Source organism: Synechococcus sp. WH 5701 (genome assembly GCF_000153045.1).
Taxonomy (GTDB): domain Bacteria; phylum Cyanobacteriota; class Cyanobacteriia; order PCC-6307; family Cyanobiaceae; genus Regnicoccus_A; species Regnicoccus_A antarcticus.
Map to the genome: position 1 here is coordinate 19,450 of NZ_CH724159.1, position 26,693 is coordinate 46,142.

A 26,693-nucleotide genomic window follows, 5' to 3' on the forward strand; every position below is an offset into this window, starting at 1 on the left:
TGGGCGGCTGATCGAAGCAGCTTCAGTCTGTAGGGTTGAAGCAGGTAATCGTTGTTGAGATAAAAGTTCTTGGCGCTTCCAGTCGTCGCCATCATTGGGCGGCCCAATGTGGGCAAATCCACCCTGGTGAATCGGCTCTGCCGCAGCCGTGAGGCGATCGTGCATGATCAGCCCGGCGTCACCCGTGACCGCACCTATCAGGAAGGGTTCTGGGGGGATCGCCGCTTCCGCGTGGTCGACACCGGCGGTCTCGTCTTCGATGACGACAGTGAGTTCCTTCCGGAGATCCGTGAGCAGGCCAACCTGGCCCTCGCCGAGGCGTCCGTGGCGGTGGTGATCGTCGATGGCCAGCAGGGACTCACCGGAGCCGATCAGGCCATCGCCGACTGGTTGCGCGGGCAGAAGGTGCCCGTTCTGCTGGCGGTGAACAAGTGCGAATCTCCCGATCAGGGCCTGGCCATGGCCGCCGACTTCTGGGGTCTGGGTCTGGGTGAGCCCCATGCCGTCTCGGCCATCCACGGCGCCGGCACCGGTGATCTGCTCGACAAGGTGATCGGCTACCTGCCCACCACGCCTGAGGAGGAGACTGAGGAACCGATCCAGCTGGCGATCATCGGGCGTCCCAACGTCGGCAAATCCAGCCTGCTCAACTCGATCTGTGGTGAAGCGCGGGCGATCGTGAGCCCGATCCGTGGCACCACCCGCGACACGATCGACACCACGATCGAGCGCGAAGGCAAGACCTGGAAACTGCTCGACACCGCAGGCATCCGCCGCCGCCGCAGCGTCAGCTATGGCCCTGAATACTTCGGCATCAACCGCAGCTTCAAGGCGGTGGAACGCAGCGATGTCTGCGTGTTGGTGATCGATGCCCTCGATGGCGTCACCGAACAGGATCAGCGGGTGGCGGGGCGCATCGAAGAGGACGGCCGCGCCTGCGTGATCGTGGTCAACAAATGGGACGCGATCGAGAAGGACAGCCACACGATGGCGGCGATGGAAAAGGAGCTGCGCGCCAAGCTCTATTTCCTCGACTGGGCGCCGATGCTGTTCACCTCCGCCCTCACCGGCCAGCGGGTGGAAAGCATCTTTGCCCTCGCGTTGCTGGCGGTGGAGCAGCACCGCCGACGGGTCACCACCTCGGTGGTGAATGAAGTGCTGCAGGAGGCGGTGAGCTGGCGTTCGCCCCCCACCAGCCGCGGCGGCCGCCAGGGCCGCATCTACTACGGCACCCAGGTGGCCACACGGCCCCCCAGCTTCACCCTGTTCGTGAACGACCCGAAGCTGTTCGGCGAAACCTACCGCCGTTATGTGGAGCGCCAGATCCGCGAGGGTCTGGGCTTCGATGGCTCACCGATCCGGCTGTTCTGGCGCGGCAAGCAGCAGCGCGATGCCGAGAAGGACCTGGCCCGGCAGCAGAGTCGTTCCTCCTCCTGATGATCAGCCTCCTGATGGTGCGCCCCTGATGGACTGGCTGCGTCAGCTGCCCATCGGCCAGTACGTCGATGGGCAGCAGGGATGGCTACGGCAGCTCGATGCCCGACTCAAGTTGGGCTGGACCCTGGCCTTCCTGGTCACCCCGATTCTGGCCGGACCCCAATGGCGTCTGTCCCTGGTGGCGCTGCTGCTGCTGATCACAGCTGTCTGTGGTCTGCCCTGGCGCCTTTGGCGGCGCAACCTACCGGTACTGCTGGTCCTCTGCCTGCTGGTAGGCCTGCTGGCTGCTCTGGTGCCGGTGGGGGTGGTGGCCTCAACAAGCGCGATGCGCTCCCCCCGGGAACTCCTGCTGGCCCCGGCCCCCGCTGGCCAGCCAGCGCCCCAGCGCCTGGGACTGCGTTGGGAGGTGCTGCGCTGGGGGCCGATCCAGCTCGGACCCCTGCCGATCGGGCCGCTGGTGGTGAACCGCCGCTCTGCCGAGCTGGGTCTCAACAGCGCCACGCTGCTGTTCACCCTGCTGCACAGCGCCAACCTGCTGCTGCTCTCCACCCCGCCTGAGGAACTGGTGTGGGCGCTGAGTTGGGTGATCACGCCGCTCGGTGCCCTGGGGCTGCCGGTGGAGCGGTTGGGCTTCACCCTGCTCCTCTCTCTGCGTTTTCTGCCGCTGGTGCAGGAGGAGTTCCAGAACCTGCTGCGCTCGATCGCCACCCGGGCCGTGAACCTCAGGAGCCTGGGCTGGAAGGGTGGCCTCGGGCTGGTGCTGGCGGTGGCTGAGCGGCTGCTCGCCAACCTGCTGCTGCGCTCGGAGCAGGGGGCCGAGGCCCTGATGGCCCGAGGGGGGCATTGGGTGCCTCCGGCGCAGATGCGCCTGGCCCGGCGGGCGGCCCGCTGGCTGAATCTGGTGGCAGCAAGCGCACTTTTTTTGTTTCTCGGGCTGCGCTGGCAGTACGGTGCGCTGTAATTGGTAGCCATTGCATCCGACAGTGAGCGTCGACGCGACCACAGAGCGTTATCTCAATCATCCGACATTTGGCCTTCTCTATCGGGTGGCTCCAGCGGGTGAAGGTCGCGATCTCTTCGCCACCCTCTACGCCCAGCGGATGTTCTTTCTGGTGACCCTGCAGCCACGCGGTGCCCAGTTCGAGGTGATTCCGCTGATGGATGCTCGCCACGTGGCGGAGCAGAACCTGGCGCGGGCCCGGCGTGATGGCAGTTCGCACCTGCCCCGGTGGCGCCAGCTGTTCGATCAGACCTTCATCTGACGACCTGTGATGCCCGCTGACGCTCTCGCCCAGCGGCTTGAGACTCTGCAGGAGCAGTTGCCCCCACAGGCCCGCCTGCTGGCGGTCAGCAAGGGTCAGCCGGCGGCCCGCCTGCGCGAGGCGGTGGCCCTGGGGCTGCGCAGCTTTGGCGAGAGCCGTCTGCAGGAGGCCCAGGCCAAGCAGGCGGAGCTGGCCGAACTCGAACCCCTCGACTGGCATTTCATCGGTCGGCTGCAGGCCAACAAGGCCCGGGGGGTCCTTCGCCATTTCGGCACGATCCATTCGGTCGACAGTCTTCCCCTGGCGGAGCGGTTGCAGCGGATTGCCGCTGAGGAGCAGCTCAGTCCCCGCGTGTTCTTTCAGGTGAAACTCCGGCCCGATCCCGGCAAGACGGGGTTCGAGCCCCGGGAGCTGGAGCAGTGCTGGCCCCGGTTGCGGGCGCTGGAGCCCCTGGTGCCAGTGGGTCTGATGACGATCGCGCCCCTGGGGCTGGAGGCGGATCAGCGCTTCGGCCTGTTCCAGGACTGCGCTGCGCTGGCGGCGACCCTGGGCCTCAAGGAGCTCTCGATGGGCATGAGCAGCGACTGGCCCGAGGCGGTGCGGGCCGGCAGCACCTGGGTGCGGCTCGGCTCGGCTCTGTTCGGTCCAAGGGCTTGAGCTGTGTTTCGGAAATCGGTATCCAGGATGTGTCCAGTTGCAACCAAAGGCATGGGACGCTAAGTAAGTACATCTCCAATCGAAGGTGCCCACGGTGTCGTTGTTCTCCCGCCTGCGTGCCGTTGTTTCCGGAGACGACTACCTCGATGGTGACTACGACGACGAACTGGACTACGACCCCGGCGATTCGCCCGCCAGCTCGGCTCCCCCTGGACGCTCGGCCCTCTCCAGCGGCAGTGCCCTTGCCCTGACCAGCGACTTCAGCAGCGACGACCCCTTCGGATCCGTCAGCTCCTCCAGCAACGTCATCGGCATGCCGGGGCTCTCCTCCACGGCGGCGGAGGTCACCCTGATGGAGCCCAGGAGCTTCGATGAGATGCCCCGGGCGATCCAGGCCCTGCGCGATCGCAAGACCGTGATCCTCAATCTCACGATGATGGAGCCGGATCAGGCCCAGCGTGCCGTTGATTTCGTGGCGGGTGGCACCTTCGCCATTGATGGCCACCAGGAGCGGGTGGGCGAGAGCATTTTCCTGTTTGCCCCCAGCTGCGTCACGGTCACCACCGCCAGTGGGGAAGAGCCCTCCTCGCCCACGATCGTGCCCAGCCGTGATCCTGTCGGCAGCGAGAGCGATCCAGCCGCTCCCAGCCCGGCCTGGGGCCGTCAGGATTCCGCCTCCGGTTTCAGCCTCTGAAGCCCTCCCGTCTTGGTGTGATCGGCCTCGGCCGTATGGCCCGGGCTCTTTTGAAGCCGTTGCTGGATCAAGGGGTGATCGCCCGTGATCAGGTGCAGGCCGTGGTCGCCAGCGAGGACTCGGCCCGGCGTCTCCAGGCCGAGCTCGGTGTGGCCGTGGGTCGTGATCCAGCCCAGGCCTGGGCTGCCCCCGCCGTGCTGCTGGCGGTGAAACCCCAGCTGCTCTCAGCGGTTGCGGCTGCAGCGCCGCCGCCCCACTCTGGCGACGAGGCTCCCCTGCTGATTTCTGTGCTGGCCGGGGTGACCCTGGAGCGGCTGGAGCGGTCCTTCCCCGGCTGGCGGTGCGTGCGGGCCGTGCCCAACACCCCCTGCCTCGTGGGTGCCGGCATCACCGGTCTGGCCTGGGGCAAAGACCTGCCGGACGAGCAGCGCCAGTGGGTGCTCGATCTCTTCGCCCGCGTCGGGGTGGTCAAGGAGCTGCCCGAGAGCCAGCTGGATGGCCTGCTGGCCCTGGCCTCCTCGGGCCCTGCTCTGGCGGCGGTGCTGTTGGAAGCCCTCGCTGATGGTGGCGTGGCCTCGGGCCTGCCCCGGCCACTGGCCCTGGAGCTGGCCCTGGGGATGATGGTCGGCTCGGTGAAAGTGCTGCAGGAGCAGGGCCTGCATCCGGCCCAGCTCAAGGACATGGTGGCCAGCCCGGCCGGCACCACGATCGCGGCCCTGCGTCAGCTGGAGCAGGCGGGGGTGCGCAGTGCTCTGATCGAGGCGGTTCTGGCAGCGGCGGAGCGCAGCCGGGCTCTCAACGCCGGCTAGGGCCTCCAGCCAGGTCTTCCGGCTAGGCCTTGTCCTTTTCCCCAAGCCGCGGTTCCTGGCCCGCCAGCAGCCGCTGCAGGTTGCTGCGGTGTCGCCAGACCACCAGCGCGGTGGTGAGCAGTGCCAGGGCCAGGTAGGCCGGCCTCAATCCGGTGCCGGCTCCGGCAAAAGCCCCCAGCATCAGCAGGGGCAGGCTCAGGGCCGCCACGACGCTGGAGAGCGAGACGATCCGGCTGAGGGTGAGGCAGGCCAGAAAGGTCCCGAAGCAGGCCAGGCCCACAACCGGCACCAGGCCGAGCAGCATGCCCAGTCCCGTGGCCACGGCTTTACCCCCCTTCCAGCCCAGCCACACGGGCCAGATGTGGCCCGCCAGGGCGGCCAGACCGGCCGCCACCACCCACCAGTCGGTGATGGGGGTGAAGCCGCTGGGCTGCAGCAGGGCCTTGGCCAGCAGCACCGCGGCGCTGCCCTTGAGCACATCCACCAGGAACACGACCAGGGCGGGCCCCTTGCCCAGCTGCCGCAGCACGTTGGTGGCCCCGGTGGAGCCGGAGCCCAGCTGGCGCAGGTCGATGCCAGCCAGCCAGCGGCCGGCCAGCCAGCCCGTGGGCAGAGAGCCCAGCAGGTATCCCACCGCCAGCACCAGCAGGTGCAAGAGGGGTTGGCTCATGGCAGGTCCTGCTCCAGGGCCAGTTCGTTGGCGGTGGCGGCAAAGGCCAGCCAGAGGGGGAACTGAAGCACCGGGATGTCGACAACCTGCTCGGCGGCATCGATGACGATGAAGGGCAGCTCGCCGCGCTCCTCAAGCCGGTCGGCCCGCTCGATCAGGGCATCGGGCCGCTCGAACAGGACGATGCCGCTGTTGGGGCCGAAGTCTTCCCGGGCCAACCCCAGGCAATCCTGCAGGCCGCGGCGCCATTCCCCGAGCCGCTCGGGTTCTCCGGCCAGCACCAGGGTCTGGAAGCGGTCGCCGTAGAGATCCCCCAGGATCGCCACGGCCCCGGCGGTGATCAGGGCATTGCGGTTGCGGCTGCCGGTGCTGGCCTGGGCACCCCGCCCGCCCTGGTTGAGGAACCAGTCGTCGAGCAGGGCGGCCGCGGCTGGCTCCAGGCTGCGGCGTAGCTTCCAGGGATCGGCATAGAAATCGGGCTGGCCCTGGAAGCTGGTGAGGCGATCGCGGATCAGCTCGGCGTCCTGGCTGAACTGGCCCGCCGCCGCCGGAGGGATCTGCTGAACCGCCGCTGTCGCCGCCATTGAAGCCGCAGCAGGAGCCTCAGGGACAGGATCCAGGGGTGAGGGCTGCACCTGCAGGGGCTGCACCACCAGATCCATCAGTTCCGCCTGGCTGGCCAGGTCCTGCAGGGCCACCACCAGGTAGTCCTGGAAGCCCTTGAGCCTGCGGGCAATGCCGTCGGCGCGACCGCTGAGGCTGCCGTTGAGATCGGTTTCCAGCTGCCGCCGCCGCTGCTCCAGGCCCTCGATCTCGCTCAGAAGGGCCGCTCGGCGCTCACGCAGGTCGAGCAGGGCGAGCTCCAGCAGCTCATCGCGGGTGGCCGGCTCGGGCTGGGGCAACGGCTCGGAGCCGGGCTCTGTTGGGGGGGGGATGTCGCTCATGGCAGGCCGCTCAGGTGGAGATCCAGCTGCTGGCGCAGGGCGGTGGCATCAAAGAGCACCGGCAGCAGGTGGGGACTCCGCGCTTCACGGAAATAGAACAGCACCGGCAGGGGTCCCCAGAACACGGTCCAGCCGATCCATTCGCTATAGGGGAAGCGACGCAGCAGGCTGGAGCGGCTCCACACCAGCAGGGCATCACCGCTGAACTGCAGCCGCAGCAGCAGGGTCTGCACCAGCAGGAACAGCCCGAGCAGCCCCACCACCCCGGCGGCGATCGGAGTCCAGCTCCAGGCAGGCTGGAGGGGCAGCAGCGCCAGTCCCAGGGCGATCACACCCAGGGGCACCCACGGTCGGGGAGCCAGGATCACCCCGGCTGCCGGATCGGGACCGCTGGGGGCTAGGGGCTCGCTGCCCGCCGGCTCGTTGCTGGAAAGGCTCGTGGGAGTGGTCATCCCTCCATGCTGCAGCGCCTGCCCCCCCGTTGACCAGCTCAGGTCCCGAAGAGCACCTGGGTGAGGACTACATCCACCAGGCTCACCGTTACCAGGATCATCACCACGGCGCCGGTGGTGCTGGTGCCCACCTCCTTAGGGCCGCCCCGGGTGGTGAGGCCCCAGCCGCAGGCAATCACCGCGATCTGCAGGCCGAAGACCAGGGCCTTCACCAGCATCGAGGGCAGGTCGGAAGGCTCCATCCAGGTGCGCACAGAGTTCCAGAACACCGTGGGGGGAATCGAATAGAGGAAGGTGCTGCTCACCTGGCCCGACCAGATCCCCACCACAAAGAACAGCAGGCACTGCACCGGAGCCATCACCACCATCGCCAGCACGCGGGGCACCACCAGGTATTCCACCGGATCGGTGCGCAGCATCGTGATCGCGTCGATCTGCTCAGTCACCTTCATCGTGCCCAGCTGGGCGGCATAGGCCGTGGCCACTTTCCCGGTGAGCAGGGTGGCAGTGAGAAGTGGGGCGATCTCCCGGGCCAGTCCCAGCGCGAGGATGCCGCCCACGGAGAAACCTGCCCCCTGGCGCGTCAGCTCCGCCGCCACCTGAATGTTGAACACGGTGCCGGCGGCCAGGGCCGTGATGATCACGATCAGGAAGCTTCCAGGTCCGGCTTCCAGCATCTGCTCGAACAGATCGTTGAGGTTGATGCGGCCCTTGGCCAGGGCGGAGATCGACTGCCCGCCGATCATGACACTGCTGCCCAGCCGGTGGATGTAGCGGGGAATCCTCATGGTTGCAGTGCCGGCCGGCGGCGGCGGCGCTCCGGCCAGCGGCGCATCACCACCAGCCCCACCACGATCAGCACCACCGGGATGATGCCCATGCACAGCCGGATCGTCAGCAGGGCCGAGTCGGGCTGAAGCAGCCCTTTGGCGGCCTTGTAGCCGCTGAAGCTGAGGACGTTGCCGAGTACGAACACCGCCACGCCGATCCCCAGCTTCTGGGTGATCACCATCCAGGCGGTGTAAAGGCCGGCGGGTTTGTCGGGATCGGCATCGATGGCATCAGGCAGCAGGGCCCAGGGGATCAGGTACGCGGTGGCGGCTCCAAGACCAACCAGAATGATCGTGCTCACCAGCAACGAGAGATTCAGCAGGTTGCCGGCCGAACCGGTGGGGGAGATCTCCGGGTTGAGCGGCACCAGCACCATCGCCGCCATGCAGCCCACCATCCAGAGCCCCACCCCCCAGCGCAGGGCATGGACCCGTCCGTGCCAGTAGGCCACCCAGCTCCAGAGCTGCAGGCCCGCCAGGGCACTGAGCTGGAAGGGAATCAGAATCCAGGTGCTCCAGCTCTCGGGGATGCGCATCACCACCGTGAGGAAGATCAGCGACACCGGTTGCATGAGTTGCAGAGCGCACCAGAGCAGCAGGTAGAGCGCCAGCACCCGCAGGAAGCGGCCGTTGCGGCTGATCCGCCTCAGTTGCTTGCGGATCGGTTCGGGATGGCCGCTGGGGCGTTGGCAGTGGCGGGCGAAGGGGGCCAGCCCCCAGGCGCAGATCAGGCTGGTGACGGTGATCAGGACCCCTGAGATCAGGCCCATGCGCAGGTAGCCCACGGCGCCGCCCCCTACCAGCAGGGCTCCCAGCACCAGCCCGCTCAGGCCGGCGATGATCGATCCGGTGAAGCGAAGGGCGTTGAGCCGGGTTCGCAGGGGGGTGTCGGTCGTGAGCTCACAGGCCAGGGCCGAGTAGGGCAGATTGACGCAGGTGTACAGCCCCATCGCCACCAGCTGGATCAGCACGAAGACGACGAACTTCTGCCAGTCGTTGCCGGGGGGTACCCACCACATCGCAGCCATGCTCAGCCCGAGGGGCACGGCGCTGAAGGCGATCCAGGGAATGCGTGGCCCCCAGCGGCTCTTGGTGTGGTCGCTGAGGAAGCCAACGATCGGGTCGTTGATGCCGTCCCAGACCTTGATCACCATCAGCACCAGGCCCGCCATCCAGGCCGGCAGCCCCGCCACCCCGGTGTAGAAGACGAACAGGTAGAACCCGAGCAGGGTGGCCGCCATGCCGGTGCCGGCGTCGCCGAGGCTGTAGGACCAGAGCATCCGCTGGCGGGCTGCGCCGCTGAGGCTGGAGGCATCGCTGACAGGTGTGGGCGCCTGGGGGTTCAGCGTGGTCTCAGTGGAGGTCAAGAAGGGCTGTCCCAGGCGCAGGTCATAATGCTGCAGGCAAGCGTTTGTCGTGGTCGTTGGGGCCAGGATGGGCGCTCACCGACGGTACGCTTGTACTGGTGCGGGCGTAGTTTAGTGGTAAAACCTCAGCCTTCCAAGCTGATGATGCGGGTTCGATTCCCGCCGCCCGCTTCCTGTTCTCAATCAGTGTTTTCGGCCAGAAGCCCTTGCTGGTGACCAAAGAGGCCCAGGCGTTCACAGCTCAGCGGCGTAGCCCCTCAGTGAAGGCGAACACGTGCCCAACTCCTGCCAGCCTTCCGGGAGGTGGGCGCCCTGGCACTCCAGCCAGACAGCAGTCCAAGACCTAATCCAAGACCTTGTTGGCGACCTATGGTGAGACTTCTGTCCGTTTTGATCTGCTGATGGCGCACCGCGTACTGGCCGAGACGGCCGTGAGCATCTCGGAACTCAAGAAGAACCCCATGGCCACCGTGGCGGCTGGGGAGGGCATGCCTGTGGCGGTGCTCAACCGCAACGAGCCGGCCTTTTACTGCGTGCCGGCCAAGGCCTACGAGCAGCTGATGGACCTGGTGGAGGACCTGGAGCTGGGCCGCCTCGCCGACGCCCGGCTGGCGGACGGCCAGGAGCCGGTGCGGGTCAGCCTCGATGCCCTTTGAGCTGAACTTTCATCCCGAGGCCCTGCGGGAATGGCGGACGTTGACCGCAGGAATTCGGGAGCAGTTCAAGAAGAAGCTGGCCGAACGGCTGATCGAACCGCGCATTCCCGCCAGCAAGCTGCGGGGCTCCACCAATCGCTACAAGATCAAGCTCCGCGCTGCCGGCTTCCGGCTGGTCTACGAGGTGCGGGATCACGAGGTGCTGGTGCTTGTCGTGGCGGTGGGCAAGCGGGAGCGCAATGCTGTCTATCGCCAGGCTGACCAGCGCTGAGGTCCTCACCCCATGGCCGACTCAAGGCCCTCTGAGCTGGATCAACTCCGCCGGGAAAACGCCCGACTGATGGCCCTGTTGGAGGCCCATGGCATCGCCTGGCGCTCCAGCGGACCTGCCCCAGCTGAACCCGCGCCCGTTTCAGTCCAGTCCCCTGCCAAGGGTCCTGTTTCGCCGCAAGAGAAGGTGGCGCTGTTCCGGCATCTCTTTCGAGGCCGTGACGATGTCTACGCCCTGCGCTGGCAGAGCAGCAGCAGCGGGCGATCGGGCTACGCGCCGGCGTGCGCCAATGAATGGCAGCCGGGCGTGTGCGAGAAGCCACGGATTTCCTGCCGCGACTGCCACCACCGGGAGCTGCTGCCCCTGACGGATGCGGCGATCTACGGCCATCTGGCCGGCGACCACACCCTCGGCCTCTACCCCCTGTGGGAGGACGATCACTGCCACCTGCTGGCCGTCGACTTCGACGAGCAGGACTGGCGTGACGACGCCCGGGCCTTCCTGCGCTCCTGCCGGGAGCTGGCGGTGCCGGCAGCGCTGGAGATCTCGCGCTCCGGCGAGGGCGCCCATGTCTGGGTGTTCTTCGACGGGGCCGTACCGGCCAGGGAAGCCCGCCAGCTGGGGGCGGCCCTGATCAGCCACACCTGCTCCGCGACACGCCAGCTGGGGCTGAGCTCCTACGACCGGCTCTTCCCCAACCAGGACACCATGCCCAAGGGCGGCTTCGGCAACCTGATCGCCCTGCCGCTGCAGAAGGAACCCCGGCAACGGGGCTGCAGCGTGTTCGTGGATGACGACCTGCAGCCCTATCCCGATCAGTGGGCCTATCTGGCGTCTCTGCAGCGGTACTCGGTGGCGGGGCTGCAGACCGTGATTCAGACCGCCACCACCGGCGCCCATCCTCTCGACCTGAGCTTTATCGATGAGGAGGACCTGGCGACCCCATGGAAGGCATCTCCTCCGATTCCCAAGCTCAGCGGACCGCTGCCCGCCTCGATCACCCTCACCCTGGCCGATCGGCTCTATGTGGAGCGCTCGGGGTTGCCGCAGCCGCTGCTCAATCGCCTGATCCGCCTCGCTGCCTTTGCGAACCCGGCTTTCTACAAAGCCCAGGCGATGCGGCTGTCGGTGTGGGACAAGCCGCGGGTGATCGGCTGCGCTGAGAACTTCCCCCAGCACATCGCCTTGCCGCGGGGCTGCCTGGAGCCGGTGCAGACCCTGCTGCGGGAGCAGGGGATCGGCTGGGAGCTGGTGGATGAACGACAGAAGGGCTCACCGCTGGAGCTGGCATTCACCGGCCAGCTGCGCGGTGACCAGGAGACGGCGGTGGAGGCGATGCTCCGGCATGACATCGGCGTGCTGCAGGCGCCGACCGCTTTCGGGAAAACCGTTGTGGCGGCGGCGATCCTGGCTCGGCGGGGCGTGAACACGCTGGTGCTGGTGCATCGTGCCGAGCTGTTGCGCCAGTGGCAGGAGCGGCTCCAGACCTTCCTGGATGCCCCGCCGGAGACCATTGGTTCCATCGGTGGCGGCAAGGCCAAACCCACCGGCCGGCTCGACATCGCCGTGATGCAATCGCTGGTGCGCAAAGGCGAGGTGAACCCGGTGGTGCAGAGCTACGGGCAGGTGATCGTGGATGAATGCCACCACATCGCCGCCGCCTCCTTTGAATCGATCCTCAGGCAGGTGAGGGCCCGCTACGTGCTGGGGCTGTCGGCCACGTTGGTGCGACGCGACGGACTGCAGCCGATCCTGTTCATGCAGTGCGGCCCCATTCGCCACACTGCCGAGCGGCACGCCGGGGCGCCCCAGATTTTGGAGCTGGTGAGCCGCACCCATCAGCTTGAGAGCCTGCCAACTGATCTGCCGATTCAGGAGCTGATGCGCTGGCTGGCGGAGGATCAACGGCGCACCGACCGGATCGTGGCTGAGGCCCTCGCCTGCTGGGGAGAGGACCGCAAGCTGCTGTTGCTCAGCGAGCGCACGGACCACATCACGGCGATCGCCGCCGCGCTGGCTGAGCAGGTGCCGAACCTGTTTCTGCTGCATGGCCGGCTGAGCGCACGCCAGCGCAGCGCCACCCTGGCTGCGCTGGAGGCGTTGACACCGGAGGCGCCCCGCATCGTGCTGGCTACCGGGCGCCTGGTGGGTGAAGGCTTCGACCACCCGCCGCTCGACAGCCTGCTGCTGGCGATGCCCGTGTCCTGGAAGGGCACCCTGCAGCAGTACGCCGGCCGTCTGCACCGTCAGCAGTGCGGCAAGACCAGCGTGCGCATCATCGACTGGCTCGACCTCGGCCATCCTGTGCCGCAACGCATGTGGGAGCGGCGGCTGCGGGGCTATCGGGCCATGGGCTATTCCCTGATTTCAGATCAGTAACCCAGGCCGAACTCCTGGGCCTGGCTGGGTGCCGACAGCTTGACGTTCTGGTTGTGGTAATCGGCAAACGGGACCCCACGATCAAGCTTCACTGCTTCATCAGTTTCCAGAACCCCCACTTCGCCCCATAGATGTCGTACAGGCGTTCGACGTAGGCCGAGTGATCGGGATGGCCCTGCCATTCATCGATGCGGGCAGCCAGCTGTTCGCAGGTGCGGAGGTGTTCGACGGCATAGCGGTAGCGCTTGGCCCGCCCCATCCACAACGCAAAGAACACCATCGGCCGCAAGAGCAGTGTGGCCGCGAGCGGATGGTCGGCACTGAGGCGCTCGGCGGCAGCGCTGTGGATCGTGTAGGCGTCTCCCTCCCACTCGTCCTCATGGGCCAGCACATGGCGTGCGGCGCGGGCCAGTGCCGGCCATTCCACCAGGAAGTGCAGGCTTAGCAGGCTGATCGGGTGCTGCTCGGCCACCTGCAGGGCCCGCTCTTCCGCTTCCACATCCTCAAAGTCGTCAAGGCGCTTGAGGTAATCGCGCAGGTGCGGGATCGAGAGGGTCCTGCTGAACCACTGCCAGCGCATCTCCTGGGCTTCCGCCTGCCGGTTCAGGGCCTCGAGCACGGCAATGCGGCTGTCGTGCCACTGCGAATCGGGAAGACCTGCGGCATCATCCGTGGCTCCATCGAGGATTTCCAGGGCCTGCTCCGCCCGCCCGGACGTCAGCAGGTGTTGGGCCACGCTGGCGGCGATGTCGCGCCAGCACAGATCCTCGGCAGTGAACTGGGCCAGGTAGCCATCCACATCCCCCCGGGCCACAGCGATCTGGAGAAGGTGGGTGTTGCCGTCGCGGGCGCCGTGCTGGCGGCAGTAGCTGCCCAGCAGCTTCAGGCCCCAGTCGCCCAGGGCGTCTTTCAGCGCTGGCACCAACGCATCGAACTGCTCATAGGTGTTCTCGGCCAGCAGCTCAGCGGCATGTTGCGCCAGTGTTTCCGGCTCCAGCTGGGCGGCCTGGGGCCAGCGGGCCCAGCTGCTCGGCGCCCCGCTCGAACACCCCGATCACCGCCCCGGTGCTGCCTGTGCTGCGCGACAGCACACCCTCAGAGAGTTCAAGGAAACGCAGCAAGAGATCGCAGGCCTGCCTGGGATCACCGGCCGCGATCGGACCGATGATTGATTGCCTGGAGCTGCGCCTCCAGATCGGCCACAAGGGCCTTGCGTCTGGCCGAATCCACAAAGGTGCTGGCCCGGTCGATCGCGGTCAGGCGTTTGCGCACGTCCTGAACGGCGCCATCGATCCCCTCGGCAGCGGCCAGGGCAAGGCGCAGCCGCCGCTGGATCACGGCGTTGCCACCGCTCACCTCGATCAACAGCTCCGCCAGCGCTGCAGCACCCAGGGCTTCCAGGTTCTTGGCGTTGAAGGTGCGCTTGCTGGCCACCGGGTTACGACAGGGCAGGGCTCAGGCCCAGGGCCGTGGCGGCCTGCTGCATCCGCCCATCGAAGCTGGCCAGCTGGGAGCAGCGGCTGTGGAGCGCCACGGCCAGATGCAGGGCATCACTGGCCCGCAGGTCGAGAGCCGGATCCTGAAGCAGTTCGGCCGCCTGACGGAAGCGGCTGCGGTCCAGCGGACGCAGCTCAGCGCCGCCCTGCAGCAGTCTCTCGAACTGCACCGTGGCTGCCGATCGAGCGTCCTGGCTGAGGCCATGGCGGCGCTGCTTGATGCCAAGGGCGCTGTGGGTCTCGGTGATCAGCCAGTCGCTGCTGATCAGCGTGTCGCGGCACTGCTCAAACCAGTTCAGCGCTTGGGGGCTTCGTTCCTCAGTGGTCAGCAGGGCGACCACCACGCTGGTGTCGAGGTAGATCACGGCATCACCAGCGCAAACTGGTGCGGCATTCCTCGATCACCGATGGGGTGAGGGGCATGGTGGCCTGCAACTGGCGCAGATCGGCCGCAAGAGCGGAGCGATCCAGCCGCTGCACAGGCTCCAGGCTCAGCCGGCCATTGGGCCCAACGACGATCACGATCTGGTCGCCTTCCTGCAGGCCGGCCTGGCGCAGGCAATCGGCGGGGAGCCGCACCGCAAGGCTGTTGCCCCAGCGGCGGATCGCCTGCTGGAAGTGCCGGGCGGCATCCACGGAATGGTCACTGGGTTGGGACTGGGCCAAAGGAGCCGGCTCGGCCGCGGTCGGCCTATTGTAGATACACGACTCTACATCCAGTTTGCGTGGTTGAGCGCCGGAGATGCCACCGGCTCCAGCCGGTGATGGTGGCGTCCACGTTCTCGAGGTCCAACTGCAGCGGGCCCCGGCCTTGGGTGCAGCCCCAGTGGGCCACCGGTCGGTCACAGCAACCGGCAGCTGGCGAGGTTCATCGCCCACGCCTGGCCGGTCGTGAACGGTGAGATCACCCACTACCTGCGCGACAAGGCGTTCCTGATTTCGGTACCGGGGCGCTGGCGGGAGCTGCATGCGCGAGGGCAGAAGTTGCTGCGGGAGGGAGCAGCAGCACACGAGGTTCCGGAGCGGTTGGGCATCACCGTCGATCGCTGGGCTGAGATCTGCCAGGCCTGCGCCGTTCGTGCGGTGGCGATTGCTGTGAGTGCTGATGAGGAGTCGGGGGGGGTTAACGCTGCGCCTGAGGGTCAGGCGCCCACGCTGGTGTGAACCAGCTCCTTCTGTACCAACTATTTTTCTTCTGGAAATGCGCGGAAATAGTCAGCGCGCAGCTCATCGTGATAACCCCAACCAATATGAGCAGAAGACCTCATAATTGCTTCCAATCTTACTTTGAACGCGTCTCGGCTTGCGTCGGGCAAGTAGCAAACCTTTTTGATGGCGCGACGATACATCAGGTTCAGGGCAGCGTAGAATCCTTCATCGATATCGCCGTATTCGATCGTCAAGGCGTTTCCTTGCTCCACGAAAAAGGTCATCAGCTCCGCTTCTCCCAATGCATCGCCGACGGCCTTGCTGTAGTCACTGATGGCTTTTTTGGCTCTTGCAATCTGGATGGGCTTGTTCTTGTGAACATCCGGGTACATGCATTCGTCAACTATTTTCTTGTAGGACTCCAGCGGGTCCTCGACGACCGCTAGTGTCCTGTCCCGGAGATTTGTGCACAAAGCCGCTGGAGCTTCTCCAGGATTGAATCCGCTGTTGCCGTCCAGTTGAACGGTACCTTGGTCTTGTTGTAGGCGGCCACGAACTGCTCGATCTTGGCGATCAGCTCCTTGACGCTGGAGAAGCTGCCGCGTCGGATCGCCCGCTGCGTGATGATCCCAAACCAGCGCTCGACCTGGTTGAGCCAGGAGGCGTAGGTGGGGGTGTAGTGCACGTGGAAGCGGGGCCGCTGGGCAAGCCAGGCACGGACCTTGACGTGCTTGTGGGTGCAGTAGTTGTCCACGATCAGGTGCACGTCCAGATCCTCGGGGACGGACTTCTCGATCTGCCTGAGGAACCCCAGGAACTCCTGGTGCCGGTGGCGGGGTTTGCACTGGGTGATCACTTCTCCTGTGCCCACGTCCAAAGCCGCGAACAGGGTGGTGGTGCCGTGGCGGATGTAGTCGTGGGTGACGCCTTCCACGTAGCCCAGGCCCATGGGCAGCAGCGGCTGGGTGCGGTCGAGAGCCTGGATCTGTGTCTTTTCGTCGACGCAGAGCACCATCGCCTTGTCGGGCGGGTTCAGGTACAGGCCAACGATGTCGCGGACCTTTTCGACAAAGAACGGATCCGTCGACAGCTTGAAGTGCTTTTGCCGGTGGGGCTGCACCGAGAAGGTCTGCAGCCAGCGGTGAACCGTGGTCTTGGAGATGCCAGTCGCTGCAGCCAAAGTCCGAGCACTCCAGTGGGTGCTGCCATCGGTTGGCTTGGTCTGCAGGGCCCGGTTGATCACCTCGGCCACCCTGTCGTCCTCGTAGGTGCGAGGTCGGCCAGGCCTGAGCTCGTCGTGCAGTCCCTCGATGCCCAGATCGAGGTAGCGCTGGCGCCACTTGCCCACCGTTGAGCCCCTGACGCAGAAGCGTTCTGCCACGGCTGTATTGGTCTCACCAGCAGCACAGGCCAAAACGATCTGGGCGCGCTGAACGATCGAATGCGGCAAGGTCCGCGATCCAGCGAGGCTCTTGAGTTGACTCACCTCGTCTGCCGACAGCTCCAGCGGAGCCATGGGGCGACCCACAGGCATGGAACTACTCCCAGAGGAGACACTCCATATTCTACCGGCTATTTCCGGGACGGAACACTAGCCGAGCATGAAGAAAGGCCTGATTCTCCTTGGAGAGACGATAAAGGTCTGCAACCAAGTTGATCAGCTGAGGTGCGTCCAGCTTCGTGACCTTGGCCTTGACGTCTGACCAGGACGCCCCGGCCTTTTTACCTTTCTTCATGTGCTATACCCCTCTTTCCTATCTTTAACCAACTTGTTCTTCGGTGGTTTCCGTGGACCACTCCGGGTGGTAAATCTCTTTCCGATAACCAACCGCAGATCGTGGGCTGAACGGGTGTGAGCCGGTTGCGAATGCAGTGGTTTTCAGCTGATCCCTCAAACCGTAGGACGTGTTCGCGGGTCTGAGAACCACCCGGAACCAGATCCCTTGGCCCTACCGCTCCCTGCTCGGGGCCAGCGGCTCAGCGCTGGATCTCACCGGCAATAGCCAGCAGCCGCTTATCGAGGTTGCTCCAGCCTCCCCCGGATCCCCTCCCCTGGCCGCTCCACCCCACCCTGGCTGCGCTGCTGCCCCGCAAGGAGCACTACCTGCCCCGCGGTGAACGGGAGCCTGAATCCGCCTACCGCCGCCACGTGGAGGCGGCCCTGCCCTCGGGGTTCTTCCGCGATGCCCTGTGCACCTCTGCGGGGATGCTGGCCTCCAGCCACTGGCGCGCGCTGCTGGCCTCGCTGCAGAGCGTGATCAGTGACGTGGATGGCTGCGGCACCGACCTGGGGGTGTTCCTGGAAGCCGCCGATCTGCTGGTGCTGCGCGATGGGGCCTCCCTGGTGGCCGATCCCCAGGCCCCGTCCGGCTGGCGCAAGCAGCGCCTCGATCAACGCCACTACCGCGGCATCAGCCAACTCTCCGCCATCTGGTACGCCAGCCATGGCGCTGCCTTTGGCGAGGGGGAGCTGCCGCATTTGGGCCTGGCACACCAGTACCTCAACCACTTCCGCCGCCAGAGCGATTACCAGGAGCTGCTGCACCGGACGGCCCTCCCCGTTGGGGTGCGCACCGGCGTGGCAGGGCCGATGAGTTCCGGTCAGCCCAGCGAACCGGTGATGCTGGGCCCCAACACCGTGATCGATCTGCCGGAGGATGCCAGCTTCCAGTTCGTGGAGATCCAGGCCCGCTCGCTGGCCGAGCACCGTGCCTGGCTGGAGTCGCTCGATCAGGCCATGCGCCGCGATGCCCAGATCCCGGCTGCCGCTCAGGGGGCAGCACCGCGCACGGCGACAGAGATCTCGATGGCGGCCTCCCAGGCCTATGCCCTGCTCCAGAGCCAGGCGATCAAGAAGGCGTCGATGTTCTCCTCACTGCTGCAGCACTGGTGCGCCATCAGCGGTGAGCTTTTGCCTACCCAGGAAGGAACGGCCCTGGTGGTGGAGATCAGCCCGCTGGCACCGGCTCTCAAACCCCAGCCCACCGTGACGGAGATGCTGCAGCCCCACGAGCAGGGCATCGTCAGCGACGCCGCCCTGCGGCAATGGTTGGGGGATCTGGCCGGCATCGCCCCGACGACGGCGTAGCGGCGTGCTCAGCCGATCGGAACGCGGCAGAAAGGTTCACGCCGGAAGCGCCGGTAGACATCGAAATCGCTATCTAGGCTGAGGATCTCGGCGACATCCAGCCGCTCCGAAAGCGTCACCAGGGTGAGATCAGCGAAATCGCCGGGCAGATCGGCATAGCGCTCGTTGAGCTCCACGATGCGAGCGTAATCCTCCGGGAGCAGGTTGATCGCCTCGATCCCACCGCGGCTGACGGCCCCAAGCAGATGGTTCTGAGCGGCCAGGACGCGGGGATCACCGGGATCACCCAGCAGCCAGAGCACCTCGGCGATGCAGATCGGTGAGGTGATCAATTGCGCGGCGGTCTGATCAAAGAAATCCACGACCGCCTGATGGAGGGGCTCCTGCTGCTGGTAGTAGCTGAGCAGGATGCCCGAATCAATCAGGATCTGCCGCATCAGCGCCGTTCCGCCTGTCGTGCAGTGAGTTTCTGGCCAAGAAGTCGACGACGCTGTTGCCTCTCTGCGCTGCCATGGGGCAGGGTGTCGAGGAAGCGCTCGGGATGCCCGCCGATCTGCTGGGCGATCGATGGACTGGGTTGACGCTGCTGCCAGCGCTCGCGGATCAGCTGGCGGATCAGGGAACTCCTGTCCTGGCCTGTTTCGGCCAGCAGTTCATTGAGACAGTGCTCTGTCTCGGTATCCAGCCTGACCGTGAGCGGCATGACCCGCAGGGGCTTACGCCCGTATGACGAATGAAGCGATTGTAGTACTGGTCTGTGGGAGGTCGGCAATGGCCCCTGGGTTCTGCGCTGCTGCCATTGCTGGATTCAGGTTCCGATGGGGGCTGGCAACCCGGCGATCAGGAGGCGATTCGCAAGGCCCTGAGTCTGTCCGCCACGGTGCCCTGCCTCCGATCAGCAGCTGCTGGCGGCCGGCCCTGAGCAGGAGCAGGCGATCGAGAAGCAGAGCAGCTCCGGACCGATCGCCGGCTCAGTGGCAGCTGACGGTGATGCGCCGCTGCAGAAAGCCAACGTGATCGCCTACGACACCGCCCCCCTGCAGCCCTTCGCCAAGGCCCGCCTGCTGCTGCATGAGACCTCCATCCACGGCGACACCACCTCAGCGGTGGTGGCCAGCCACGTGCTCGAGTGCTTCCTTGAGCGCGCCAACTACATCTCCGCTAAGGAGAGCGGCCCTGGCGTCGACACCGGCGACTTCACCTACATCGGCTATCACTGCCGCTCCGCTTGCCTGCCGCCCAACCCTGGTGCCTTCTGGCTGAGCAGCGATCTGGTCTGGCAGCAGCACGGGCGTCGGCTGGCTGCGGATGGCACCACGCTGGTGGCCCCCTGCGAGGGCTGGATCTGGCTGGGGAACCTGTCGCTGCTCAACCCCGCTGGTGATGCCGATGTGGACCCCTATGCCCAGCACACCCAGTTCTCAGTGCCGGAGTTTGGCGCTAGCTACGGCTCCGGCGGCATCGGCGCCCTGGTGCAGCCGCTGATCGGGGAGCGGGTGTTCGGGACGCTCAAGCCGAACAGGCTCCGTCAGTCCTGGGGTGTGTACACATTTGTGGGGCTGAGGTCTTGGCCACCCGCGTCGGCATTCGTGAGCTCAGGGCCCAGCTGGCCTCCCATCTCGAGTCGGTGACGCCGATTGAGGTGACACGCCAGGGCCACACGATCGTCCTTTACGTGCCCTTGCCCCAGCAAGGTGACCTGGACGACCGGGAACGACTCCTTGAGGCCGGCCGTCTGATACAGGCCGAGCTGGAGCGCCTCGGCCTCACAGAAGAGGATCTCAGCCCTGACGGTGGAGCGCAAGCGACTGGTCATCGACGCGAACATCCTGATTCGTGGCTGCCTTGGCTGCGGGTGAGGACCCTCATCGCCAAGTACGCCGATCGGGAGGACTTCTTCGTTGCGGAGGCCAATGTCGCCGAGGCGGCGGACTACATCGCCGATCTCGCCAGGGAGAAGAATCTCGATGAAGAGGTCTGCACCAACGCTCTGCTCAGCCTGATGCGCGTTGTTCAGATGGTGGAGGACACGGTGCTGGAGTCGGCTCGGGACAAGGCTCTGGCCAGGATCCGCGACGCCGATGACTGGCCGGCCCTGGCGCTGGGGCTGCAACTGGAGTGCGCCATCTGGACGGAGGACAAGGACTTCTTCGGGACCGGCATCGCAACCTGGACGAGCCGCACGGTGGTGCGCTACATGAACAGCTGATCACGCTCCTCGGCAACAGGAGATGGCAGCGCCGCGATGAGCTGCCGATCCACCAGGGCCAGCCCCTGCTGGGCGACGACGGCCGGCCGCTGAGCACCGCCGAGTTCCTCGATCAGTTGCGCATCCATCCCGTCTACGGCTTCCTGTTTCAGCAGCGCGGGGCCATGGGTGCAGCCAACGCCCTGGCGGCAACGTCGGCAACGGCCGGCGGCTTTGGGGAGGTGCTGAACCCCCACGCGATGAGCGCCAGTGAGCTCTACCGGGCTGGCTTCGTGACCAGCGGCAGGAGTCCACGCAGCTGATCCCGCGATGGTGGCTCAAGCCGCTTCCAATCCCAGGTGATCCACGTAGGGCTGGAAGTCGCGATCGCTGAACAGCAGGGGCACAGTCGCTTGGATGCAGGCGGTGGCGATGATTCCGTCGATTGTTTTGCGCACCGTGATGCCCCGACTGTGCAGGCTGCGGTAGTTCCCTGCCGCCTTGTAGGCGTTCTGGGGCCCGAGCATCGTCAGCAGGGGCATGGCACGAAACAACTGGCGGGCTGTGGCGACATCTCGGTCGTGGCGGAAGCCCTGCAGCACCTTCACCAGGATCAGATCACCGATCGCCACCGGCGTGCTGCCCAGCAGGCCATCCAGGCGCTCCACCTCGGGAGTGCTGACGCCATTGAAGAAGTCGATCCAGACCGATGAATCGACAACGGTCACGCTGCCTCGGCCTCTGCAGGGGACTGGTCCTGGCGGAGGCTCTCCAGGTCGCCCTCCCCGGGAGAGCCGGCCTCGGAAGGCCTGGATGCGCTTCTGCTGTTCCAGCCTCACAAGGGTGCGCAGGCCGATCTCGAAGGCTTCCCTCTTGGTGCGGGCTCCGCTGGCCTGCATCGCATCGCGCATCAGCTGGTCGTCGATGACGATGTTCGTGCGCATGGCCGGCCTCCTTGATGTGTAGAGCGTAGGCATGCCATACACATTTTGATTGCTCGCGCTTGGCGGCCAGCTTGCGCGCCAGCGCATGGGCCCGCTCCGCTGGCATGAAACGGGGCTTTTTGACGGCGACCTTGAGGCCAGCGGAGCAGAGGAGGCCATGGGACGGAGGCGAGGAACACCCGCCCGATCGCCCCGGCCGGTGCGGTCTGCCAAGGGCCGCGCAGCGGCTCGTGAAACCCTTGCCAGACCGCGCCGAGCACGGCTCCCCGGCGGTGCTGTTGACCTCGTAGTGGCCGGTGGCCTCGCGCCGCATGGAGCCCCTCCGGGCCGACCTTGAATATGCCGTCAGTTTATTCAAGGAAGCAGCACTTTCTCTGAATAAATCGACGGGCCGTCAGCGGGTGTCTCGCGCGTCGCGCCGCGGTCTCGGTGGATGCTCGCGTGGCTGGCCTTCTCAGGGCCGATCCTGTGGCCCAGACGGCTTTCAGGGGCAAAACATCTCACCAAACATCTCACATGGCGCCTTTTGCTTGTTGAGAAGTCAGACAACGCAATGAGACTGGGCGATTTGCGTCTCAGCCTTCCAAGCTGATGATGCGGGTTCGATTCCCGCCGCCCGCTTTCTCACCCCGGATTCTCATGCTTAGGCTCAGCAGGATCGTGCCGGGCTGCTCCTCGGCGAGCCCTGGTCAGAAGGGCTGCGAAGCAGTCGTCATTGCTGAATCCAGGTTTCAGCCAGGGCATGGTCAGCAGCCTCGAACAACCGGGTCTCGGCATTGAAGAATCTGGACACCAGCTTCTCCGCCAGGGCCAGGTGGTGCCCCAGGGGGCCGATGCCGGCCCAGCCATCGAACTGACGCAGATCCAGTAGCAGCCATACACCATCGAGCCCCTGAATCTCCGCGTCGATGTCGGCTTCGATCCGTTCATAGGCACTGGACTCGAGCGTGCCGATCAGCTGGACCTGGACCGCCTCGCCCTGCCGCTCCAGATGTATCGTGCCCAGCGACTCCACCAACCAGCGGCTGGCCCCTCCAGTTCCGCGTTGGCGAAGACCCGCTCCGGGCAGGGCCTCACAAGGCTGAAGGCAGCCACGGCCCTGCGGGACCAGGCCGCACCCAGGTCGTAGCCCTCGAAGACTTGCCCCAGCTGGGCGAGCAGCCTGAGGTGGTCGTGCTCCAGGGCACGATCCAGCGCCGGAGTGAGCACATGGTCATCATCGTCAGCGGTGATCTGCCCATGGAATGAAAAAGCGAGAGCGTCTTCCTGCAGAGCGCTGATGCATTCGATCATGGGAATCTCCTCAGGAAAGGCCCATCAGAACCGTAGCCATCTGACCGAAACGCACCCATCCCCTGAGCGGCTCCCTGGCCCTTCGCCTTGCCAATATAGATGTCATGGCACAGCAGAATCCTGGGTCATTGTCTTGGATCATTTTCCCCATAAGCGTTCTCCTCTTTCATGGCTGATTACACCTATGGGAAAGGCTCGACCATTACGGTCCGGAATGACGGGGACCAGTCGATCTACGTCTATAACTATGCCCTGGAGGCCCGCACAGGACAGCAGATCATACCCATCGATGAGCAGGCCTATATCAGGTTGGCGGCACAGTCATTTGTCGACATCAAGCTTCCTGATGTTGTTGCCACTCCAGACAGTGGCAGGCTCTACCAGTCCAATTCTCTCTACTTCTCTCGGTCGCGATTGACAGAGTCGCTTGAGATCAACAGGCTCCCCGACATCGGCAACGGGGACGTCGATGGGGACGTACCATTTTCGGCATTTGAATATAATTATCTTGGACCTGCGCCCTTTGTGGCTGGAGGACTCTCTGCCGATGTCACTCTCATTGATGCGTTCTCCTATCCCATTCAATGGCAGGCCAATGGGATCTCCTGGGGGCTGGGCGGGAGAGCACGCTTCGACGGCGACGGTCCGAACGGGCCCTCGCTCGGAGCCCTTGACCTTGTCAGAGCGTGGATGGCAGCTGTTCCTTTCACGAACCCGGAGAACTTCAACAGTTCGCCGCCAACGCCAGCGACCATCACGGCCAATCTGATCTGGCAAGGCAAGTCGAACGACATACTTGACAACAACAGGATCGTTGGTCCCAGCAAGCTATGGACCTATGGCTCGACGCTTCCTGGCTTTCTTCCTGAGAGCTTTTCCACGTTTTGTTCCACCTTTCCAGCGGAAGGCCAGCAGTTGGCCATGGCAGGTGCCTTTGGTACGCCGAATGCAAGTTCTCCAAGCAACAACAACGGCTGGCAAATCGTTAAGCCTCGAGAAGATGGTGGCCCAGGAGTCAGCAATGGATTTACCTATGCCCTGCAGCAGGCGGCCAGGGCCCTGGATGGCATCAAGGGCGGAGTGCTTGGAAATATTGTTCTGCCAGATGCTTTTCAGGGATTCTATACCTACCCGCAGGAAAACGTCCTCGGTGGAATCACGTTTCTTGCGGACCAGTTCCCGGTGACGATCAACGTGGGCTCGCTCTCCAGTGCGACAACGATTGGGGGCCCAAGTAACGATGCGATCTATGGAACGAATCAGTCAGAGGTGATCACGGGTGGTTATGGGGGAGATGTTCTCAGCGGGGGTCCCGGCCGGGATGCATTTCTTTTCCTGAGGAGTGACAGCAGCCTGCCTGGGGACGGCCTCGATGACATCTTTTCGAGTCTGCGTGGTGGCAGCGGAATGCCTTGGAGTGGACAGCGTGATGTCATCACTGACTTTGATCCATCCGAAGACAAGCTTGACTTCAGCCTTTTCGACCATACGGCGGGCAGTCCGGATGAGCTGCCGTTGAGGTTCATCGGGGCGGCAGCGTTCACAGGCCAAGCGGGAGAACTGCGGTTCGTGCCGATGCAACTGGGGTCCGTTGCCAACGGGCTCGTGCAGGGCGACTTTGACGGAGATGGAAGCCCCGATCTAGAGGTGATTCTGCTCGGCGTCAATACTCTCTCCGAAGACGCATTCAATCTCTAGGAGTGCGCTTGCCGATTCCCCGCTCGGCAGGCCAGGCAATGGGACGCTCCAGGAACCGGCGATCGACCAAGGTCTGGCTGTCCTCCACCGTCGTCAGGCCGATGTTGATGTCGGTGTCTTTGATCTCGAGCCTCACACTTCGCCCTCCGGCCAGCCGCACTGTGATCGCCTCGGTGCCCACTCGCACCCGCAGGGCCGGGACGAGAGGCCAGCGGTGGGATCGGATCCTCACGGCGGCGGTTCCCGAGCCTGTGGCGGCACCCCGCCTCAGGCCTCGACGGCCTTCTCGCCCAGGTGGGACGCCAGCAGCAGCATCAGGCTGCGGCTCTCCAGGGCGGCTTCCTCGGCAATCCAGGGCTGAGGGGAGGCCATCACGTCGTCACCGTCGGGGGCTCCGGTGTCGATCACCCTCAGCCAGCCGGCGCTGGCCTCTGGCAGCTTGAAGACCATGGGCTGGTAGTAGGCATTCATGCCGCACCAGAGCAGGGGGCCGTGGCGCATGTCGTGCAGGCTCCAGGCCAGACTGTGGGACCAGCTGCCCCAGTCGGGTTGGAGCAGTTCCACCCCGTGCCACTCGCGCCAGATCAGGTCCCGCTCGCCGGGCTTGGAGGGGGGGCTGTCGGCATGGGGGATCTCGGGATTGAGCAGCCTTTCGAGCCGGCGGCGCAGGCGCACCAGGCGGCTCAAGAACCGATGAAGGCGCTGGTCGTCCTCGTCGGGGCGCCAGTGCATCCAGCCCAGGGGATTGTTCTGGCACCAGGTGTTGTTGTTGCCCCCCTGGCTGCGGCGCACTTCATCGCCCATCAGCAGCATCGGCACCCCGGGTGCCAGCAGCATGGTGCCCAGCATGTTGCGGATCTGGCGGTTGCGCAGCTCGTTGATCTGCAGGTCGCTGCAGGGCCCCTCCACCCCGTGATTCCAGCTGTTGTTGTGGTTGTCGCCGTCGCGGTTGTCCTCGCCGTTGGCCAGGTTGTGCTTGCGGTCGTAGCTGACCAGGTCGGCGAGCGTGAAGCCGTCGTGGGCGGTGATGAAGGTGATGCTGCGGCCTGCCGTGGCCGGTTTGCCGCCGTAGAGATCAGGGCTGCCTGAGAGCCTCTGGGCCATCAACCAGCTGCCGTTGTCGTCCCCTTTCCAGAAGCGGCGCACGTCGTCGCGGAAGCGGCCATTCCAGGTGCCCATGCGCCGCGCCGGGAAATCATTGAGCCGGTAGAGACCGCCGCAATCCCAGGGTTCGCTCACCAGCTTGAGGTCGCTCAGTTCGGGGTCGGCCTCGATCTCCTCGAACAGGGGCGGTTTGTCGAGCGGGGCCAGCTCCTCGCCGCGGCTGAGGGCGATGCCGAGATCGAAGCGGAAGCCGTCGATGCCCAACTCCAGGGCCCAGCAGCGCATCGATTCCAGCAGCAGCCGCCGCGCCAGGGGGCGGTTGGCGGCGATGGTGTTGCCGCAGCCGGTGACATCCAGGTAGTCGCCCCGGCTGTTCTGGTGGTAGTAGAGGCGGTCCGCCAGTCCGCGCCAGCTCAGGGTCGGCCCGGCCTGGTTGCCTTCGCTGGTGTGGTTGTAAACCACGTCGAGCAGCACCTCTATCCCGGCCTGGTGGCAGGCGGTGACCAGCTGACGCACCTGCTGGCGCCCCGCCAGCGGGTCGTCGCCCACCAGATAGCCCTGGTGGGGCGCCATCCAGCTCAGGGGGCTGTAGCCCCAGTAGTTCTGGCGCCCGTGGGGGGCGTCCTGGGGATCGAAGGCCATCACCGGCAGCAATTCCAGGGCGGTGACGCCCAGGCTCCGCAGGTAGGGCAGGCAGTCGATCACGCCCAGCAGGCTGCCCTGGCGCTCGGGGGCCACGGGGCTGCCCTGGCCCCGGCTGAGCCCGCCTACGTGCAGCTCGTAGATCACCGTGGTCTGCCAGCTGTGGCGGGGCCTCGGCGCGGCCACGAAATCGAAGTGATCCCGCTCCGTGACCACCCCCTTCAGGCAGGCGGCGGTGTTGGGGATGGCGCCGATGGCGTCACCGCGGCGGTAGACATCCCAGCCGCTGATCGCCCTGGCGCAGGGATCAAGCAGCACCTTCGACGGGTTGAAGCCGTGGCCCCCGGGGTGGAGAGGCCCATAGACGCGGTAGCCGTAGCAGGTGCCGGCGCCGATCCCCTCAACTTCCACATGCCAGTGGTCGCCGGAGCGATGGCGCAGATCCAGGGGAATGATCCGGAAGGGCTCAGGCGAGCTTCCACGGGCAAACAGCAGCAGCTCCACTCGCGAGGCCGATGGGGCCACCAGGGAGAAATTCACCCCCCGGGCGGTGAGCGCTGCCCCGAGGGGCCAGGGATGTCCGAGCTGGATCGAAGACAAGGACTCGGGTCACCTCACGCTTCAAGCTAGTGCTGCGCAGGGGCGATGGTCCTCGGGAGGCGT

35 protein-coding genes and 1 tRNA gene are annotated in these 26,693 nt (G+C 65.6%); 16 read left to right on the plus strand and 20 right to left on the minus strand.

Annotated features, from left to right (window positions below; translation table 11 throughout):
- Nucleotides 1–69 precede the first annotated feature (69 nt).
- The 6 genes from der to proC all read left to right on the plus strand — a co-directional run bounded on the left by der (nucleotide 70) and on the right by proC (nucleotide 4,859).
- Complete coding sequence (gene der / locus WH5701_RS00890) at nucleotides 70–1,437, plus strand: ribosome biogenesis GTPase Der (RefSeq protein ID WP_006169967.1); 1,368 nt, start codon at nucleotides 70–72, stop codon at nucleotides 1,435–1,437.
- A gap of 28 nt (nucleotides 1,438–1,465) precedes the next feature.
- Complete coding sequence (locus WH5701_RS00895; protein ID WP_006169969.1) at nucleotides 1,466–2,398, plus strand: CbiQ family ECF transporter T component; 933 nt, start codon at nucleotides 1,466–1,468, stop codon at nucleotides 2,396–2,398.
- A gap of 22 nt (nucleotides 2,399–2,420) precedes the next feature.
- Nucleotides 2,421–2,699 carry a PipX family protein gene (locus tag WH5701_RS00900; protein WP_037979328.1) on the plus strand — a complete coding sequence of 93 codons (279 nt, stop codon included), beginning with the start codon at nucleotides 2,421–2,423 and terminating at the stop codon, nucleotides 2,697–2,699.
- 9 nt (nucleotides 2,700–2,708) lie between these two features.
- The gene (locus tag WH5701_RS00905) at nucleotides 2,709–3,356 is read left to right on the plus strand and encodes a YggS family pyridoxal phosphate-dependent enzyme (RefSeq protein WP_006169973.1); all 648 of its coding nucleotides are present in this window, start codon (nucleotides 2,709–2,711) and stop codon (nucleotides 3,354–3,356) included.
- Nucleotides 3,357–3,450: 94 nt separating this feature from the next.
- On the plus strand, nucleotides 3,451–4,050 hold the full coding sequence (locus WH5701_RS00910) for a cell division protein SepF (protein ID WP_037979926.1): 600 nt from the start codon (nucleotides 3,451–3,453) through the stop codon (nucleotides 4,048–4,050).
- The gene (gene proC, locus WH5701_RS00915) at nucleotides 4,047–4,859 is read left to right on the plus strand and encodes a pyrroline-5-carboxylate reductase (protein WP_037979330.1); all 813 of its coding nucleotides are present in this window, start codon (nucleotides 4,047–4,049) and stop codon (nucleotides 4,857–4,859) included. Before WH5701_RS00910 ends, proC begins: the two co-directional genes overlap by 4 nt.
- 22 nt (nucleotides 4,860–4,881) lie before the next feature.
- Here the strand turns inward: proC and plsY are convergent, their stop codons facing one another.
- Genes plsY through WH5701_RS00940 form a run of 5 tightly spaced genes read right to left on the minus strand, consistent with a single transcriptional unit; the run spans nucleotide 4,882 to nucleotide 9,122 of the window.
- Nucleotides 4,882–5,529 carry a glycerol-3-phosphate 1-O-acyltransferase PlsY gene (gene plsY / locus WH5701_RS00920; protein WP_006169978.1) on the minus strand — a complete coding sequence of 216 codons (648 nt, stop codon included), beginning with the start codon at nucleotides 5,527–5,529 and terminating at the stop codon, nucleotides 4,882–4,884.
- Nucleotides 5,526–6,473 carry a DUF3086 domain-containing protein gene (locus WH5701_RS00925; protein WP_006169980.1) on the minus strand — a complete coding sequence of 316 codons (948 nt, stop codon included), beginning with the start codon at nucleotides 6,471–6,473 and terminating at the stop codon, nucleotides 5,526–5,528. Before WH5701_RS00925 ends, plsY begins: the two co-directional genes overlap by 4 nt.
- On the minus strand, nucleotides 6,470–6,925 hold the full coding sequence (locus tag WH5701_RS00930; RefSeq protein ID WP_006169981.1) for a DUF3119 family protein: 456 nt from the start codon (nucleotides 6,923–6,925) through the stop codon (nucleotides 6,470–6,472). Before WH5701_RS00930 ends, WH5701_RS00925 begins: the two co-directional genes overlap by 4 nt.
- A 38-nt stretch (nucleotides 6,926–6,963) precedes the next feature.
- Nucleotides 6,964–7,713, minus strand: a complete 750-nt coding sequence (locus WH5701_RS00935; RefSeq protein ID WP_006169983.1) for an ABC transporter permease — start codon at nucleotides 7,711–7,713, stop codon at nucleotides 6,964–6,966.
- Nucleotides 7,710–9,122: an MFS transporter gene (locus WH5701_RS00940; RefSeq protein ID WP_006169984.1), complete on the minus strand. Its 1,413-nt coding sequence runs from the start codon at nucleotides 9,120–9,122 to the stop codon at nucleotides 7,710–7,712. Before WH5701_RS00940 ends, WH5701_RS00935 begins: the two co-directional genes overlap by 4 nt.
- 100 nt (nucleotides 9,123–9,222) lie before the next feature.
- Here WH5701_RS00940 and WH5701_RS00945 point away from each other — a divergent pair.
- The 4 genes from WH5701_RS00945 to WH5701_RS00960 all read left to right on the plus strand — a co-directional run bounded on the left by WH5701_RS00945 (nucleotide 9,223) and on the right by WH5701_RS00960 (nucleotide 12,428).
- Nucleotides 9,223–9,293, plus strand: a tRNA-Gly gene (locus tag WH5701_RS00945).
- A gap of 230 nt (nucleotides 9,294–9,523) precedes the next feature.
- On the plus strand, nucleotides 9,524–9,778 hold the full coding sequence (locus WH5701_RS00950) for a type II toxin-antitoxin system Phd/YefM family antitoxin (protein WP_037979333.1): 255 nt from the start codon (nucleotides 9,524–9,526) through the stop codon (nucleotides 9,776–9,778).
- Nucleotides 9,768–10,049 (plus strand): type II toxin-antitoxin system RelE/ParE family toxin, encoded by a 282-nt coding sequence (locus tag WH5701_RS00955; RefSeq protein WP_006169987.1) that lies wholly within the window; start codon nucleotides 9,768–9,770, stop codon nucleotides 10,047–10,049. The genes WH5701_RS00950 and WH5701_RS00955 overlap by 11 nt, the downstream gene beginning before the upstream one ends.
- 12 nt (nucleotides 10,050–10,061) lie before the next feature.
- Nucleotides 10,062–12,428, plus strand: coding sequence for a DEAD/DEAH box helicase family protein (locus tag WH5701_RS00960; RefSeq protein WP_037979341.1), 2,367 nt, complete (start codon nucleotides 10,062–10,064; stop codon nucleotides 12,426–12,428).
- 88 nt (nucleotides 12,429–12,516) lie between these two features.
- On the opposite strand, the gene WH5701_RS18250 is transcribed toward WH5701_RS00960, so the two are convergent.
- The 5 genes from WH5701_RS18250 to WH5701_RS00975 are packed head-to-tail and all read right to left on the minus strand — an operon-like array spanning nucleotide 12,517 to nucleotide 14,590.
- The gene (locus tag WH5701_RS18250; RefSeq protein WP_232201754.1) at nucleotides 12,517–13,350 is read right to left on the minus strand and encodes a DUF6880 family protein; all 834 of its coding nucleotides are present in this window, start codon (nucleotides 13,348–13,350) and stop codon (nucleotides 12,517–12,519) included.
- 40 nt (nucleotides 13,351–13,390) lie between these two features.
- Nucleotides 13,391–13,549, minus strand: coding sequence for a hypothetical protein (locus tag WH5701_RS18255; RefSeq protein WP_006169992.1), 159 nt, complete (start codon nucleotides 13,547–13,549; stop codon nucleotides 13,391–13,393).
- Nucleotides 13,550–13,571: 22 nt separating this feature from the next.
- Nucleotides 13,572–13,862 (minus strand): DUF6880 family protein, encoded by a 291-nt coding sequence (locus WH5701_RS18260; protein ID WP_006169994.1) that lies wholly within the window; start codon nucleotides 13,860–13,862, stop codon nucleotides 13,572–13,574.
- A gap of 4 nt (nucleotides 13,863–13,866) precedes the next feature.
- Nucleotides 13,867–14,289 carry a type II toxin-antitoxin system VapC family toxin gene (locus tag WH5701_RS00970; RefSeq protein ID WP_006169995.1) on the minus strand — a complete coding sequence of 141 codons (423 nt, stop codon included), beginning with the start codon at nucleotides 14,287–14,289 and terminating at the stop codon, nucleotides 13,867–13,869.
- A 4-nt stretch (nucleotides 14,290–14,293) separates the two neighbouring features.
- The gene (locus tag WH5701_RS00975) at nucleotides 14,294–14,590 is read right to left on the minus strand and encodes an AbrB/MazE/SpoVT family DNA-binding domain-containing protein (RefSeq protein ID WP_006169996.1); all 297 of its coding nucleotides are present in this window, start codon (nucleotides 14,588–14,590) and stop codon (nucleotides 14,294–14,296) included.
- A 225-nt stretch (nucleotides 14,591–14,815) separates the two neighbouring features.
- Between WH5701_RS00975 and WH5701_RS00980 the strand changes: the two genes are divergently transcribed.
- A complete protein-coding gene (locus WH5701_RS00980; RefSeq protein WP_006169998.1) occupies nucleotides 14,816–15,088 on the plus strand; it encodes a hypothetical protein in 273 nt (90 codons plus the stop codon).
- A 20-nt stretch (nucleotides 15,089–15,108) separates the two neighbouring features.
- Here WH5701_RS00980 and WH5701_RS00985 read toward each other — a convergent pair whose 3' ends face one another.
- Complete coding sequence (locus WH5701_RS00985) at nucleotides 15,109–15,465, minus strand: hypothetical protein (RefSeq protein ID WP_156776483.1); 357 nt, start codon at nucleotides 15,463–15,465, stop codon at nucleotides 15,109–15,111.
- Between the two features lie 50 nt (nucleotides 15,466–15,515).
- Complete coding sequence (locus WH5701_RS00990; protein ID WP_037979344.1) at nucleotides 15,516–16,607, minus strand: IS630 family transposase; 1,092 nt, start codon at nucleotides 16,605–16,607, stop codon at nucleotides 15,516–15,518.
- 489 nt (nucleotides 16,608–17,096) lie between these two features.
- Here WH5701_RS00990 and WH5701_RS00995 point away from each other — a divergent pair, with 489 nt between their 5' ends.
- The gene (locus tag WH5701_RS00995) at nucleotides 17,097–18,161 is read left to right on the plus strand and encodes a DUF4055 domain-containing protein (protein WP_006170004.1); all 1,065 of its coding nucleotides are present in this window, start codon (nucleotides 17,097–17,099) and stop codon (nucleotides 18,159–18,161) included.
- Nucleotides 18,162–18,169: 8 nt separating this feature from the next.
- On the opposite strand, the gene WH5701_RS01000 is transcribed toward WH5701_RS00995, so the two are convergent.
- Both WH5701_RS01000 and WH5701_RS01005 read right to left on the minus strand, forming a co-directional pair.
- Nucleotides 18,170–18,598 carry a type II toxin-antitoxin system VapC family toxin gene (locus tag WH5701_RS01000; protein WP_006170006.1) on the minus strand — a complete coding sequence of 143 codons (429 nt, stop codon included), beginning with the start codon at nucleotides 18,596–18,598 and terminating at the stop codon, nucleotides 18,170–18,172.
- Nucleotides 18,598–18,864, minus strand: coding sequence for a ribbon-helix-helix protein, CopG family (locus tag WH5701_RS01005; RefSeq protein WP_006170007.1), 267 nt, complete (start codon nucleotides 18,862–18,864; stop codon nucleotides 18,598–18,600). Before WH5701_RS01005 ends, WH5701_RS01000 begins: the two co-directional genes overlap by 1 nt.
- 271 nt (nucleotides 18,865–19,135) lie before the next feature.
- Here WH5701_RS01005 and WH5701_RS01010 point away from each other — a divergent pair, with 271 nt between their 5' ends.
- Nucleotides 19,136–19,792 carry a hypothetical protein gene (locus tag WH5701_RS01010; RefSeq protein WP_006170009.1) on the plus strand — a complete coding sequence of 219 codons (657 nt, stop codon included), beginning with the start codon at nucleotides 19,136–19,138 and terminating at the stop codon, nucleotides 19,790–19,792.
- Nucleotides 19,729–20,370 carry a PIN domain-containing protein gene (locus WH5701_RS17865; RefSeq protein WP_006170011.1) on the plus strand — a complete coding sequence of 214 codons (642 nt, stop codon included), beginning with the start codon at nucleotides 19,729–19,731 and terminating at the stop codon, nucleotides 20,368–20,370. The genes WH5701_RS01010 and WH5701_RS17865 overlap by 64 nt, the downstream gene beginning before the upstream one ends.
- Here WH5701_RS17865 and WH5701_RS17355 read toward each other — a convergent pair.
- Entirely contained in the window at nucleotides 20,355–20,498 is a 144-nt protein-coding gene (locus WH5701_RS17355; protein ID WP_006170013.1) for a hypothetical protein, read from the minus strand. The genes WH5701_RS17865 and WH5701_RS17355 overlap by 16 nt on opposite strands.
- Between WH5701_RS17355 and WH5701_RS01025 the strand changes: the two genes are divergently transcribed.
- Nucleotides 20,487–20,672, plus strand: a complete 186-nt coding sequence (locus tag WH5701_RS01025) for a hypothetical protein (RefSeq protein WP_006170014.1) — start codon at nucleotides 20,487–20,489, stop codon at nucleotides 20,670–20,672. The two genes, WH5701_RS17355 and WH5701_RS01025, sit on opposite strands and share 12 nt — an antisense overlap.
- 15 nt (nucleotides 20,673–20,687) lie before the next feature.
- On the opposite strand, the gene WH5701_RS18265 is transcribed toward WH5701_RS01025, so the two are convergent.
- The 3 genes from WH5701_RS18265 to WH5701_RS17360 form a co-directional block, all read right to left on the minus strand.
- On the minus strand, nucleotides 20,688–21,293 hold the full coding sequence (locus WH5701_RS18265) for a type II toxin-antitoxin system VapB family antitoxin (RefSeq protein WP_006170015.1): 606 nt from the start codon (nucleotides 21,291–21,293) through the stop codon (nucleotides 20,688–20,690).
- 712 nt (nucleotides 21,294–22,005) lie between these two features.
- Nucleotides 22,006–22,311 carry an STAS/SEC14 domain-containing protein gene (locus tag WH5701_RS01035; protein ID WP_006170016.1) on the minus strand — a complete coding sequence of 102 codons (306 nt, stop codon included), beginning with the start codon at nucleotides 22,309–22,311 and terminating at the stop codon, nucleotides 22,006–22,008.
- Nucleotides 22,248–22,586: an STAS/SEC14 domain-containing protein gene (locus WH5701_RS17360; RefSeq protein WP_156776484.1), complete on the minus strand. Its 339-nt coding sequence runs from the start codon at nucleotides 22,584–22,586 to the stop codon at nucleotides 22,248–22,250. The genes WH5701_RS01035 and WH5701_RS17360 overlap by 64 nt, the downstream gene beginning before the upstream one ends.
- 168 nt (nucleotides 22,587–22,754) lie before the next feature.
- Between WH5701_RS17360 and WH5701_RS01040 the strand changes: the two genes are divergently transcribed.
- Nucleotides 22,755–24,284: a hypothetical protein gene (locus WH5701_RS01040; RefSeq protein ID WP_006170019.1), complete on the plus strand. Its 1,530-nt coding sequence runs from the start codon at nucleotides 22,755–22,757 to the stop codon at nucleotides 24,282–24,284.
- On the opposite strand, the gene WH5701_RS01045 is transcribed toward WH5701_RS01040, so the two are convergent.
- Together WH5701_RS01045 and WH5701_RS01050 are read right to left on the minus strand one after the other, a co-directional pair.
- Nucleotides 24,274–24,516, minus strand: coding sequence for a hypothetical protein (locus tag WH5701_RS01045; RefSeq protein WP_037979346.1), 243 nt, complete (start codon nucleotides 24,514–24,516; stop codon nucleotides 24,274–24,276). The two genes, WH5701_RS01040 and WH5701_RS01045, sit on opposite strands and share 11 nt — an antisense overlap.
- A 35-nt stretch (nucleotides 24,517–24,551) precedes the next feature.
- Nucleotides 24,552–26,630: a glycogen-debranching protein gene (locus WH5701_RS01050; protein WP_006170021.1), complete on the minus strand. Its 2,079-nt coding sequence runs from the start codon at nucleotides 26,628–26,630 to the stop codon at nucleotides 24,552–24,554.
- Nucleotides 26,631–26,693: the final 63 nt, after the last annotated feature.